The organism is Pontibacter aydingkolensis (assembly GCF_019443125.1).
Lineage (GTDB): Bacteria > Bacteroidota > Bacteroidia > Cytophagales > Hymenobacteraceae > Pontibacter > Pontibacter aydingkolensis.
In genome coordinates this window covers 52,611-66,409 of the sequence record NZ_JAHYXK010000016.1, presented here as the reverse complement: position 1 = coordinate 66,409, position 13,799 = coordinate 52,611, and the positions used below count along the sequence as shown (strand labels likewise).

The 13,799-nt window shown below is 43.8% G+C and carries 11 protein-coding genes; 9 read left to right on the top strand and 2 right to left on the bottom strand.

The features are described 5' to 3' along the window. The first annotated feature begins 80 nt into the window (after positions 1-80). The 4 genes from K0O23_RS16035 (at position 81) to bshB1 (ending at position 3,936) form a co-directional block, all read left to right on the top strand. Complete coding sequence (locus tag K0O23_RS16035; protein WP_007656436.1) at positions 81-944, top strand: sigma-70 family RNA polymerase sigma factor; 864 nt, start codon at positions 81-83, stop codon at positions 942-944. A gap of 145 nt (positions 945-1,089) precedes the next feature. Continuing rightward, on the top strand, positions 1,090-2,028 hold the full coding sequence (gene trxB / locus K0O23_RS16030) for a thioredoxin-disulfide reductase (RefSeq protein ID WP_219878464.1): 939 nt from the start codon (positions 1,090-1,092) through the stop codon (positions 2,026-2,028). A 128-nt stretch (positions 2,029-2,156) separates the two neighbouring features. Next, entirely contained in the window at positions 2,157-3,206 is a 1,050-nt protein-coding gene (locus K0O23_RS16025; RefSeq protein WP_219878463.1) for a M23 family metallopeptidase, read from the top strand. 10 nt (positions 3,207-3,216) lie between these two features. Continuing rightward, on the top strand, positions 3,217-3,936 hold the full coding sequence (gene bshB1 / locus K0O23_RS16020) for a bacillithiol biosynthesis deacetylase BshB1 (protein ID WP_219878462.1): 720 nt from the start codon (positions 3,217-3,219) through the stop codon (positions 3,934-3,936). A gap of 106 nt (positions 3,937-4,042) precedes the next feature. On the opposite strand, the gene accC is transcribed toward bshB1, so the two are convergent. Then, positions 4,043-5,548 (bottom strand): acetyl-CoA carboxylase biotin carboxylase subunit, encoded by a 1,506-nt coding sequence (gene accC, locus K0O23_RS16015; protein WP_219878461.1) that lies wholly within the window; start codon positions 5,546-5,548, stop codon positions 4,043-4,045. A gap of 213 nt (positions 5,549-5,761) precedes the next feature. On the opposite strand from accC, the gene K0O23_RS16010 reads away from it, so the two are divergent. Together K0O23_RS16010 and K0O23_RS16005 are read left to right on the top strand one after the other, a co-directional pair. Then, positions 5,762-7,000, top strand: coding sequence for an aminotransferase class I/II-fold pyridoxal phosphate-dependent enzyme (locus K0O23_RS16010; protein WP_219878460.1), 1,239 nt, complete (start codon positions 5,762-5,764; stop codon positions 6,998-7,000). Positions 7,001-7,106: 106 nt separating this feature from the next. Continuing rightward, complete coding sequence (locus K0O23_RS16005) at positions 7,107-7,298, top strand: histone H1 (RefSeq protein ID WP_219878459.1); 192 nt, start codon at positions 7,107-7,109, stop codon at positions 7,296-7,298. Between the two features lie 78 nt (positions 7,299-7,376). Here the strand turns inward: K0O23_RS16005 and tyrS are convergent, their stop codons facing one another. Beyond that, positions 7,377-8,681, bottom strand: coding sequence for a tyrosine--tRNA ligase (tyrS, locus tag K0O23_RS16000; RefSeq protein WP_219878458.1), 1,305 nt, complete (start codon positions 8,679-8,681; stop codon positions 7,377-7,379). Positions 8,682-8,847: 166 nt separating this feature from the next. On the opposite strand from tyrS, the gene K0O23_RS15995 reads away from it, so the two are divergent. From K0O23_RS15995 to K0O23_RS15985, 3 genes are all read left to right on the top strand, one after another. Continuing rightward, entirely contained in the window at positions 8,848-9,297 is a 450-nt protein-coding gene (locus K0O23_RS15995; RefSeq protein ID WP_219878457.1) for a GNAT family N-acetyltransferase, read from the top strand. A gap of 139 nt (positions 9,298-9,436) precedes the next feature. Continuing rightward, positions 9,437-10,483: a DNA polymerase III subunit delta gene (holA, locus tag K0O23_RS15990; RefSeq protein WP_219878456.1), complete on the top strand. Its 1,047-nt coding sequence runs from the start codon at positions 9,437-9,439 to the stop codon at positions 10,481-10,483. A 235-nt stretch (positions 10,484-10,718) separates the two neighbouring features. Continuing rightward, positions 10,719-13,778, top strand: coding sequence for a tetratricopeptide repeat protein (locus K0O23_RS15985; RefSeq protein ID WP_219878455.1), 3,060 nt, complete (start codon positions 10,719-10,721; stop codon positions 13,776-13,778). The last annotated feature ends 21 nt before the right edge of the window (positions 13,779-13,799 follow it).

Sequence of the window (13,799 nt, the reverse complement as noted above, 5' to 3'; positions counted from 1 at the left end):
AACTTTGCGCGGTTTTTTAATGTTAAGTCACCGAGCCAAATTCTTAATTTTAACAATTTTTGCAATAATATTATACTCTGATGAGACAACTCAAGATAAGCAAACAGATTACGAACCGCGAGAGCCAGTCGCTTGATAAATACTTACAGGAGATTGGTAAAGTAGATTTGCTTACTCCGGATGAAGAGGTGTCGTTGGCACAGAGAATAAAAGAAGGAGATCAGTTTGCGCTTGAGAAGTTAACAAAAGCTAACCTGCGATTCGTAGTTTCGGTGGCTAAACAATATCAAAACCAAGGTCTTTCTTTAGGTGACTTGATCAACGAAGGAAACCTGGGTCTTATTAAAGCAGCGAAGCGTTTCGACGAAACACGTGGTTTTAAATTTATTTCATATGCCGTTTGGTGGATTCGCCAGTCAATTCTACAGGCTTTAGCTGAACAGTCTCGTATTGTTAGGTTACCCCTTAACCGCGTAGGATCACTAAACAAGATCTCAAAATCTTTTTCAGAGCTTGAACAGAAGTTCGAGCGTGAGCCATCACCCGAAGAAATCGCTGAAGTACTGGAGTTAACTACCGCTGAAGTAGTTGATACCCTTAAAATATCTGGACGCCACGTGTCTGTAGATGCTCCTTTTGTGCAAGGTGAAGAAAACCGCCTGCTGGACGTGCTTGAAAATGAAGACGAAGAATCACCGGACACTGGTCTGATGAACGACTCGCTTCGCAAAGAAGTACAGCGTGCCCTGTCTACCCTTACAAAAAGAGAAGCAGACGTTATTACCTTATACTTTGGACTGAACGGAGAGCATTCTCTTACGCTGGAGGAAATCGGTGAGAAGTTTAACCTTACCCGTGAGCGTGTAAGACAGATCAAAGAAAAAGCGATCAGAAGACTTCGCCATACTTCCAGAAGCAAAGCACTTAAGCCGTATTTAGGTTAATAAAGTTTTTAAATAAAGGAGCCCCGGCAGCGATGCCGGGGCTTTTTTGTATATGCACAACAGCAATTTTGCGGGTATACATGCAGGCATAGGCCCAGAAATTTTGTATACTTGCATCCAAATTTCTTTGAGCACAGACATACAAATGGAAATAGAAAAAGTAAAATGCCTTATCATCGGTTCAGGTCCCGCTGGTTACACAGCAGCTATATATGCCTCAAGAGCCGGGCTTAACCCGGTTTTGTATCAGGGGTTGCAGCCAGGTGGTCAGTTAACCATTACCAATGATGTAGAGAACTATCCGGGTTACCCGGATGGCGTTATGGGGCCGGAGATGATGGAAGACTTTAAAAAACAGGCTGAACGTTTTGGTACTGATGTGCGCTATGGTATTGCTACTGCCGTTGACTTTTCTTCTCAGCCGCATAAAGTAACCATAGACGATCAAAAAGTTATTGAGGCATATACTGTTATTATTTCTACAGGTGCCTCTGCTAAATGGCTGGGTCTAGACTCTGAATCAAGACTGAACGGCAGCGGTGTTTCTGCCTGTGCCGTGTGCGATGGATTTTTTTACCGTGGCCAGGATGTAGCTATAGTAGGTGCCGGCGATACTGCAGCTGAAGAAGCAACATACCTTTCAAACCTATGCACTAAAGTATACATGATCGTGCGTAGAGAAGAGATGCGTGCCTCCACTATTATGCAGGAGCGCGTTAAAAAAACAAAGAATATTGAAATACTCTGGAACTCTGTTACAGATGAAATATTAGGTGATCAGACAGTAGAAGCTGTTAGGGTTAAAAATGTACTGACAAACGAAACCAAAGAGATTCCTGTAAAAGGTTTTTTCGTAGCCATTGGTCACAAACCAAACTCTGATATTTTTAAAGACTTTTTAAACCTGGACGAGAATGGTTATATACGCACGATCCCTGGAACTTCCAAAACGAATATAGACGGTGTATTTGCCTGTGGCGATGTGCAGGACTTTACATACCGTCAGGCCGTAACAGCAGCAGGTTCAGGCTGCATGGCTGCCCTTGATGCAGAACGTTACCTGGCTGCAAACGATTTGCACTAATTTTTTTACAAGACACTCAGTTAATTGCACTTTATTTAAGTGTACGTTGTTGAGAGCTTTACAATAAAATGGCTTTGATGCAGTTTAACATGCGAAAGCTATAAACGCGCCTGGCTAAATTTGATGTTATGTCAAAATTCAGATTATCCTTATTTATGGTACTTTCTTTACTCTGCTTTATAGGTGGGGTAGATAGTGCAATGGCACAAGGTAAAGTAAAGAAAGACCTTTTTAAAGCAAAGTCTCCGAAGATACAGTACGTCCGGCCTGATACTACTATCCTTATAAAGTATGATGAGTTTCCGGATGATCAATCTGATGCTGACAAGTCTATTTTCTTTAATCCAAAGAAAGAGCTTTCTATTGTCAGTGAGGATACATCTGAATTAGACCTGGGTGAACAGCACATCGTCGAAATGTCTGAAGAGGTTCTGGTTGACTCTACCTGGATCAGGATTGCAGGTTACTATGCTATTTGGGATACACGCAACATCAATCCGTACAGGATGGATGGCCGGCAGCTGAAAGATACAGTTGATATTAAATTGTATGATCCACGCAGCAACCGTAACTATAAAATGCCACTCGTTGAAACACCGGTAACCAGCCACTTTGGTAGTAGAGGAGGACGCTGGCACTACGGTACCGATATCGATCTTAACACGGGAGACTCTATTTTTGCCGCTTTTGATGGCGTGATCAGGATAAACAAATGGGATGGCGGCGGCTATGGTAATTATATCGTGGTGCGCCATTACAACGGCCTCGAAACGCTTTATGGCCACATGAGTAGACCAATTGCCCAGGTAGGTCAGTTTGTGAAGGCAGGCGACATTATTGGCCTGGGCGGAAGCACAGGTCGTAGCTCAGGACCACATCTGCATTATGAAGTACGTTACCAAGGCAACCCCATAGATCCTGAAAACATGTACAATTTCCCTGGCTATTTGCTTAAAGGGGAAAGTCTTACGATCACATCCGCTTTATTTAACTACTATAATAGGGCAAAGAGCAGCAGCAGCGGTGGACGTCGAACTTCATACCATACTGTAAGAAGCGGCGACACACTATCTGGCATTGGTAAAAAGTATGGCGTGTCTGCCAGTCAAATAGCTAAGCTTAATGGTATCAGCACCCGTACTACCTTAAAAGTTGGAAGAAAGCTCCGTATCAGATAACACAGAAACTATGAAATTAGACATACTTGCCTTTGCCTCACACCCAGATGATATTGAGTTAGGCTGTGCAGGTACGCTTATTGCCCATATTGCAGATGGCAAAAAAGTAGGCATTATCGATTTAACGCAAGGCGAGCTTGGCACGCGTGGCACACCTGAAACAAGGTTACAGGAAGCCGAGGATGCCAGCCGCATTATGGGATTGGCTATTAGAGAGAACCTAGGTTTTGCTGACGGTTTCTTTCAGAATGATAAAGCCCATCAGTTAAAAGTAGTGGAGATGATACGCAAGTATAAGCCAGAGCTTGTTATTATGAACGCTATATACGATCGCCACCCGGACCATGGGAGAGGCTCTGATCTGGTTTCTGAGTCTTGCTTTAAATCCGGTTTAAAGATGATCAAAACACAGAACGAGTCAGGAGAGGAGCAGGATGCCTGGAGACCAAAAGCAGTGTACCACTATATCCAGGATCGGTTTATAACGCCGGATGTGGTTGTTGACGTAACAGCTCACTGGGATAAAAAAATGGAAACGATCCGTGCTTTTAAATCTCAGTTTTTTAACCCAGACGATACTTCACCAAACACCTATATCTCTTCACCGGAGTTTCTGGATTTTATAGAATCCCGGGCAAAGGAAATGGGCCATTCCATTGGCGTTACCTATGGCGAAGGATTCACCAAGGAACGCAATATTGGGGTGAAGAGCCTGTTCGATTTGATCTAAAGTATATATGCTATACTTCTAAATTCCTGATCCGGAAATTAAAGTATAAACAGAGAGGGCGGTCGTATTTGGCCGCCCTCTCTGTTTATACTTTCTGCAGGTATACTTACCTTACTCTGTTCTTTCGCCAGTTAGAATTAACAGTAGCTGTGTGGCTGTTCGAGTTTACTGCACCTGATTTCCCTTTATTGTCATTTAGTAACATAGCTGTAAGCGCAACGCCAATCTCTTCAGAAGCCTCATCTAGTTCAAGGTTTAGATCCTCTGGTGTAAAATAGCGCTCAATAAATTTTGTGTCGAAGTTGCCGCTAACGAAAGCCTCATGTTGCAATACATACTTGCCAAATGGCAGCGTAGTTTCGATCCCTGTAATCACGTACTCATCAATGGCTCGCAGCATTTTATCAATAGCCTCTTGTCGGTCCTTGCCGAAGGTTACCAGTTTGGCGATCATCGGGTCGTAGTAGATCGGAATCTCCATGCCCTGCTCGAAACCATCATCTATACGCACTCCTAAGCCTTGCGGCCGCTTGTAAGTCACAAGTTTTCCAATATCCGGCAGGAAGTTGTTCGCAGGGTCTTCGGCATAAACGCGCAACTCCAGGGCGTGGCCATTTATTTGTAAGTCTTCCTGTGCGAAGCTCAATGGATTTCCTTCTGCAATCAGTATTTGCTCTTTTACCAGGTCAAGCCCTGTAATCTGTTCTGTAACCGGATGCTCTACCTGCAGGCGTGTATTCATTTCCAGGAAGTAGAAATTAAGGTTTTCATCCAGCAGAAACTCCACCGTGCCTGCACCTATATAGTCACAAGCTTTGGCCACGTTTACCGCACAGCGGCCCATTTCATCGCGCAGTTCAGGAGTAAGTACAGAAGAAGGTGCTTCTTCAACTACTTTCTGGTGGCGGCGCTGAATAGAGCATTCACGCTCGAACAGGTGCACAATATTGCCGTGTGTATCGCCAAGCACCTGAATTTCAATGTGCCGCGGCGAGCCGATATACTTTTCGATAAAGACAGAGCCATCACCAAAGGCTGAAGTTGCCTCACTTACGGCCATCTGCATCTGCTCTTCAAACTGGTGCACGCTTTCTACAATACGCATGCCTTTACCGCCGCCGCCTGCACTTGCCTTTATCAGGATCGGAAAGCCAACTTCGGTTGCAATTACTTTGGCCGCTTCAACATCTGTTATCGCCTCTTCGGTGCCCGGTACCATAGGTATGTTATACTTTGATACAGCAGCCTTGGCAGCGAGCTTACTGCCCATCAGCTCGATAGCCTCCGGAGATGGTCCGATAAAAATAAGGCCTGCCTCTTTAACTTTTTGGGCAAAACCAGCATTCTCAGACAAGAAACCGTAACCAGGATGTATGGCATCAACTCCCAGTTGCTTGCAAACATCAATGATCACGTCGCCGCGCAGGTAAGACTCGCTTGATTTGGGGCCGCCTACGCAAACGGCTTCGTCTGCAAAACGTACATGCAATGCGTTTCGGTCAGCTTCGCTGTAAACAGCTACTGTTTTGATTCCCATCTCTTTAGCTGTGCGCATTACCCGAAGGGCTATCTCACCCCGGTTGGCTATCAGTATCTTGTTTATTTTTCTCATGCAGGTGTTATATCAATTAGTATCCAAAGAAAACGCTTTAAGGGCAAAGTTAAAAGGCATAAGTATAAAAAGGCACTTCTGATATAATATATATACATTGTAATTGATGTTCTAAAAGCATAAATTTGCAAAGCTTGGAGCTATACAAAATATATTAGGTGTAGCCTGCAATTTAAAGTCTGAAATTATTCTGATAACCAAATTAATACACAAGTGGATTTATTTGAAAAGTTGTTGACCAACAGAGGTCCATTAGGAAGCCACTCTCATTATGCGCATGGCTATTTTACGTTTCCAAAGCTAGAAGGGGAGATCGCGCCACGCATGAAATTCAGAGGCAAAGAGGTGCTTACCTGGAGCTTAAACAACTATTTAGGTCTTGCTAACCACCCTGAGGTACGTAAAGCTGATGCTGAAGCTGCTGCTGAGTGGGGAATGGCTTACCCGATGGGAGCCCGTATCATGTCCGGTAACTCAAACCTACATGAGCAGCTGGAAGCTGAACTGGCTGAGTTTGTGCAAAAGCCTGATGCCTTGTTGCTTAACTTTGGTTACCAGGGTGTTGTTTCCATCATTGATGCGCTGGTTGACAGGCACGATGTCATCGTTTATGATGCCGAATCGCATGCTTGTATTATTGATGGTGTTCGTCTGCACCAGGGCAAGCGCTTTGTGTATGGTCACAACGACATGGAGAGCCTTGAGAAGCAGTTGGAGCGTGCTACACGCTGGACTGAGAACACAGGCGGCGCCATACTTGTAATCACGGAGGGTGTATTTGGTATGTCAGGTAAGCTGGGTAGCCTGGATAAGGTAATTGCCCTAAAAGAGAAATTCAGCTTCCGTTTATTTGTTGATGATGCACACGGATTCGGCACTATGGGCGAGACGGGTGCTGGTACAGGCGAGCACCTGAACTGCCAGGACGGGATCGATGTATACTTCTCCACGTTTGCCAAGTCGATGGCGAGTATTGGTGCCTTTGTTGCCTCTAACGAACAAGTGGTAGAGTATCTTCGCTATAACATGCGTTCTCAGATTTTCGCCAAGTCATTGCCAATGCCTTTGGTAGTTGGTGCACTTAAGCGTTTAGAACTGCTACGCACGAAACCAGAGCTTAAAGATCAGCTTTGGACAGTAGTAAATGCTTTGCAAACAGGTCTTCGTGAGAAGGGCTTTAACATTGGTGGCACTGAGTCTCCGGTGACGCCTGTTTTCCTTAACGGTCAGATTCCGGATGCTACCCAACTCACGCTTGACCTGCGTGAGAACTATAGCATTTTCTGCTCTATCGTGGTGTACCCGGTAGTGCCTAAAGATGTGATTATGCTGCGCCTTATCCCTACGGCAGTTCATACTTTGGCTGATGTGGAAGAGACGATCAATGCATTCGAAAAAATTGCACAAAAATTGGATAAAGGTTTGTATGCAAGTCCTGCAGTTACCGCTTAAGGGGCTGCAAAGGCATATATTAAAATTCGCTAATTTTTGCTTGTTTGTAACAAATGTGTATATTAGAGCAGTAAAAACAAATGTTTCACTATAACAAATAGCTCTAATGAACAACAACTTTAGCAAACTGAGAGACCTTGTAATGTCGTTGGAATCTGATTTCGAAAAATTCTACGATAAAGGTAACGCTGCTGCAGGTACTCGTGTACGTAAAGGCATGCAGGATCTTAAGAACATGGCTCAGGACATCCGTAAGGAAGTTCAGGATACAAAAAACAGCGCTACTACGAACAAATAAGTCGTAAACAGCCTGAATTAAATAAAAAAGGTGACCTGCAAAGGCCACCTTTTTTATTTATAAATAATTGTAAAACAGCTATTTAACAGTAACTAAGTAATAGTTCTTCTTACCTTTCTGTACTACCAGGTGCTTCTGCTGCAATAATTCAAAATCTACGGCATCATCTGGCCCGGCAACCTTCTGTCGGTTTATACTTACACCACCGTTTTTGATCATACGCTTAGCTTCACCCTTTGAATCGAAGATCTGGCCGCCTGTTACATCAGATAACAGGTCTGTTACTGTACCTGCTGTTTCAAAGCTTTCTTTTGTAATTTCGATCTGAGGCACGCCTTCAAAAATTGAGAGCAGAATATCCTCTTTCAGGCCCTTAAGCGTATTAAAATCACCTTTCCCAAATAAAATTTCTGATGCTTCTACTGCAGAATTATAATCTTCTTCGGAATGCACCCGAATTGTAACATCTTTAGCCAGGGCTTTCTGTAAAACCCTTAAATGGGGGGCTTGTTTGTGCTCTTCTGCCAATCGTGCAATTTCATCTTCCGGAAGCAAAGTATATACTTTAATCAGCTTCTCGGCTTCCTCGTCAGACAGGTTTAGCCAGAACTGGTAGAACTTGTAAGGAGAGGTAAGATTCGGATCTAACCACACATTACCACCTTCTGATTTTCCGAACTTAGTACCGTCTGATTTGGTAACCAGTTTGCCCACTAAAGCAAAGGCTTTACCGCCATCCATGCGGCGTATCAGTTCTGTTCCGGTTGTGATGTTTCCCCATTGGTCAGAAGCACCCATCTGTAGCTTTACACCTTTGTTTTTGTATAGGTGAAAGAAGTCGTAGCCCTGGATAAGTTGGTAAGAAAACTCCGTAAATGATAAGCCTTCGGCGCGATCGCCTTCTTCGTCGGCGCTGATGCGTTTCTTCACCGAGTCTTTGGCCATCATGTAATTTACAGTGAGGTGCTTTCCTACCTCACGCAAAAAGCCCAGAAAACTAAACTCCTTAAACCAATCGTAGTTGTTTACTATCTCGGCAGAATTAGCGTTACTGTTAAAGTCTAGGAACTTTTCCAGCTGAGCCTTTATACCTTCCTGGTTGGCGCGTAGCGTTTCTTCATCAAGTAAGTTGCGCTCTGCAGATTTGCCGGATGGGTCTCCAATCATACCTGTGGCACCGCCTACAAGAGCAACTGGCTTATGGCCTGCGAGTTGTAGGTGCACAAGCAGCATAATAGTGGCAAGATTACCTATGTGCAAAGAACTGGCAGTTGGGTCAAAACCAATATAGCCCGTTGTCATTTCGGCGGCCAGTTGTTCTTCTGTGCCCGGCATGAAATCATGGAGCATGCCTCTCCACCTTAATTCGTTAATAAGATTCATTTACACCAGTTTCGTCTGTTCATGGCAAATATAAAAAAGAGTTGGCAGTTTATTTGAGGCAAATGGTAAATGAGAGCCATACTTTATTCATAATCTATAGATCAGCTCTAAGTTTATATGTTTATACTTTACCTTTAACTGCTGGAGTCATTCATACTTTGATATCATGCAATTACAAATAAGACCGGCACAACTACAGGACCTGACAGCAGTTAAGGCAGTTGACGAATTACTTTTCGGCCAGGATACCTATCCCTTGTTTGCACTGAGACAATTGCTGGATATTACAGGTGATTTACTTTTAGTTGCTGAGTTTAACGAAAGTATAATAGGTTATGCTATTGGACACTACAATTCTGAAACTAAAACAGCCTGGTTCCTTTCGTTAGGTGTGCTACCGGAATTCAGAGGTCAGAGTATTGGAGAAAAGCTGATCGATTCTTTAATAGAGACTGTAGAGGCTAAGGGAGCAACAGCCATTTATTTAACCGTTGATCCGGTGAACAAAAGTGGTTTCAGATTATACGAAAAACTGGGCTTTGTTCAGCATCATTCCAAGCATAATTATTACCTGGATGGCATGCCAAGAATAGTTATGGTAAGAACTGCCTTATAAAGTATAAGTTTAAATGAGAAGTAAAGTTACTTTAGATTAATCCGAGAACAGGCTTTTAATTTGTTGCTGATGCCTTAAATTTGTAGGAGAGGAGCAATATTGTATTCCTGTTTACAGCTACCAAATCCCCATTACCGCAATGGCACACACACCCGAAGGTATTTTAGAGCAATTAAAGCAAAGGCAGTTTGCCCCGGTTTACTTTTTACAGGGCGAGGAATCTTTTTACATAGATACAATTGCCGAATACATAGAGCAGAACGCCCTACAGGAACATGAAAAAGGCTTTAATCAGGTGGTGGTGTATGGCAAGGATGTGGATGTGGCCACAGTATTGCTGCAGGCAAAGCGCTTCCCGATGATGTCGGACAGATCGGTAGTGATTGTAAAGGAGGCGCAAAGTATACAGGATATTGAAAAAGAGGAGGGAATGAAGCAGTTGGAGGCTTATCTTCAAAACCCGCTTCCGTCTACTATACTGGTGTTCTGCTACAAACATAAAACGCTGGATGGCAGAAAGAGTCTGGCCAAAATAATTGGTAAACATGCAGTATTGCTTACAACCAAAAAGCTTTACGACAACCAAGTACCAGCCTGGGTTACAAATTACCTTAAGCAGAAAAGTATAAAAGCCACTCCGCAGGCAGTACAGTTACTCAGTGAATACATTGGCTCAGACCTGTCCAGATTGGCAAACGAGATAGACAAACTGCTGATCAATCTAAAACCTGGTACTACTATAGACGAAGGGGTGGTGCAGGAAAACGTGGGCATTAGTAAGGAGTATAACATTTTCGAACTTCAGGCCGCACTTATCAGCCGCGATCCCTTAAAAGCGAACCGGATAATACATTATTTTGAGTCTAACCCGAAAAGTAATCCACTAATCCCTAATCTATCTATGCTTTTTAATTTTTTCACTAAACTGCTGATGCTGCACACCCAGGCAGATAAATCGGAAGCCGGAATGAAAAAGAGCCTGGGTTCTCAAGCCTGGAAAATCAAAGATTATGTGCAGGCTATGCGCGCTTACCCACCACAACGCTGCATCGATATCATACATTACATAAGAACAAGCGACTTGCAGGTGAAAGGTATTACTGGGGGCGATATGTCGGAAGTTGCTATTTTAACGGAGCTTATCTTTAAAATTCTGCACCCTGTGCCAAGGTTTTTGGCATCCTAAATGTTAAAAGTAATACTTCACACAATATTTTTATGGTTTCTATCATTGTATAGGTATTATGACATATTCTCTCTAAACTACTTTTTAAGAAAAGCGTTAAAGGCAGGCTGTGCTACTAATTTTTTAGTAACTTTGAGAATGGCACATATAGTTTAAACACAGTTTTACCCTAGTTCCAGCAATACATTCACTTCCACGAACAAAACTGATTATCCCAATGGGTAATAAAAAAAATATGAAATTAGCTTACAAAGTTGCGCTTATGTCGGTGTTGGCCGGTGGGTCTCATGTGGTGGCGGCGCAACATACGCAGGCTTTTACTTCTGATGATAGATTCTACCACGAAGGAGTAGAGCTTTTTGACCGTGCAAAGTATGGCGCTGCCCAGGAGGCCTTCAGAAAGTATATCAACCTGATTGGTGACAATGCTAAAACAGCCGATGCACAGTATTACTATGCTTTAAGCGGTTTATACCTGTTGCATCCAGATGCAGAGCAACTGATCCTGAATTTTGCCCGGACTTTTCCGTCACACCCAAAAACAGCCCTTGCCAATTACGAACTGGGTTTGTATTACTTTGAGCAGAAAAACTATAAGCGTGCTGCTGAATTGCTGCAACTTGCCCCGACACACCTGTTAAGTATAAAGCAAAACAAAGAACTGGAATTTAAGCTGGGTTACTCATACTTTGCCACCAAAGACTTTGATAACGCCAAGATCTGGTTTGACAAGAATAAGACAACAGGTTTTAGGGAAGAAGAACACCGTTTTGGATATGCTTCCAGTTACTACGCCGGTTATATTTCTTACCGGAAAGGAGATTACGCTGCTGCAAAAGCAGACTTAAAAGTAGCCGAGAAGAATGAGGCGTATGCCAACATAGTGCCTTATATGATCACTGAGATTCTTTACAAGGAGAATGACGTATACGAAGTGATCCGTTACGGTGAAGCCGCGCTGGCCAAAAAGCCTGCAGTGCAGCAAGCCGATGAGATCGCTTTGTTAGTGGGTGATGCTTATTACCAGAAAGCTGACTATAAGACAGCCGATAAATATTTTGATCAGTTTGCAGCCGGTAAAAAGACATTGGATCCGGTGGTGCAGTATAAATTTGGCTTTACAGACTACAAGAACAATAATTACAAGGATGCCATCACCCATTTTAAGGCAGTAGCCCTTAAGAAGGACGCGCTTGGACAGAACGCTGCCTATTACCTTGGGTTAAGTTACTTAAAGGAAAACAATAAGCAGTTTGCCTTAACTGCCTTTGATCAAGCCAGAAAGAACGATCATGATAAAGACGTAACAGAGGCTGCAACGCTAAAGTATGCGCAGGTAAGTTACGACCTTGGTAATTTCAGAGAAGTAATTAATGCGCTGGCTGATTTTAACAAGAACTACCCGAATTCAGACCAGGCAGAAGAGGCGGACAAGCTTTTAAGCGAATCATACTTTGGCTCTAACAATTATGCCGATGCCATTCGCCACATCGAAAGTCTGGAGAAGAAGAGTTGGCGTATACTTCAGACCTATCAGCGTGTAACTTATCACCATGCAGTTAACTTATTTAACGATGCTAAGTTTCCGGCGGCAGTTGCCATGCTCGACAAGTCTTTGCAGTACCCTTATGATAAAGATGTAACGGCGGCAAGTCATTTTGTAAAAGGAGAGGCCTATTCCATCGGGCAGCGTTACGATGATGCGATCAACAGCTATGGCGCGGTATTCCGTACCACGCAAAATGCCAAAGAAGATTATTATACAAAATCTCGTTACGGTATTGGCTACGCGTACTATAACACCAAACAGTACGATAAGGCCATGACGCACTTTAAGGCGTACCTAGATGCCATTAAGCCAAGCAACCCGAACTACAACGATGCTACGCTTCGTCTGGCCGATACGTACTATGTAAACAAAAACTACAACGAAGCACTAAGCCTTTACGAACGCGTGCTTTCCTCAAGCTCACCTGACCGTGATTATGCGCTTTTTCAGAAAGGCGTAATCAGCAGTATAACTGGTCGTAACGATAGGGCAGTTCAAGCTTTGCAAGAAGTAATTGCTAAGTATCCGCAGTCTCGTTACGCAGATGCTGCCCAGTACCAACGTACACTTATCGACTTTGAAGGCGGCAATTACCAGGCAGCAGTAAAAGGCTTTACAGCACTCATAAATAACATGCCTAACAGCAGACTGGTGCCAAATGCTTTGCAGAAGCGCGGTATTGCCTATGCTAATCTTGGTCAGAATAACCTGGCTATTGCGGATCAGCAACGCGTGCTTAACGAGTATCCTAACTCCAAGATTGCCAGTGGTGCTTTGTACAGCTTACAGGAGGTGCTAGGAGCCGAGAACAGAACCAGCGAGTTCGATACGTATCTGGATAAGTATAAATCTGCCAACCCGGAAAGTGATGCACTTGAAAGTATAGAGTTTAACTCAGCGAAGAACTTATACTTTGCTCAGAACTACGAGCAGGCGCTTCCTAAATTCGAGAAATTCATTGTTTCGTACCCTAAAAGCTCATTTGCTCCGGATGCCCGTTATTTCCTGGCAGACTCTTACCTGCGCCTGAACCGTACACAAACGGGTTTGCAGCGCATGAAAGAAGTGGTTACCGAAAATAAGTCGGAGTATGTGAACCGTGGTATACAACGTGTGGCAGACCTTGAGTTTGAAGCGAAGAATTACCCGGAAGCCATTAAATACTATAGCCGCCTGCGCGACCTGGCAGCAAACCGAAAAGAGCAGCAAACTGCTTTAATGGGCCTGATGCAAAGCTATTTCCGCACCAACGATTACGCAGGTACCAAGCGCGTGGCTAATGAGCTGATAAGCCAGGGCAATGCTTCGCTGAATGCTTATAACACTGCCCTGCTGCACAGAGCCAAGTCTACATATGCGCAGGGTAGTTTAGATCAGGCGCTTACAGAGCTACGCGAAACAGCAAAAGAGGCATCGGATATAAATGGGGCAGAGGCGCAGTACCTGGTTGCCGAGATTCTGCACAAACAGAAAAAGTATAAAGAGTCGCTGGATGTGGCCTTTGACTTTAATAACAAGTTCTCTAACTATGATTACTGGCTGGGTAAAACATTTATACTTATTGCAGATAATTATGCTGCTCAGGGCGAGATGTTCCAGGCCACCTCGACGCTTAACTCTATCATAGAGAATGCGCCAAACAAGGAGATCGTGGAAGAGGCTAAGCAGAAACTGGCAAAGCTGGAGGGCCGAGCCGCACCGGCCAACCAGAAGGCGCCAGCTAGCGACACGACAGGCAGACAGTAACAGATCAGTTTAATCAGATCA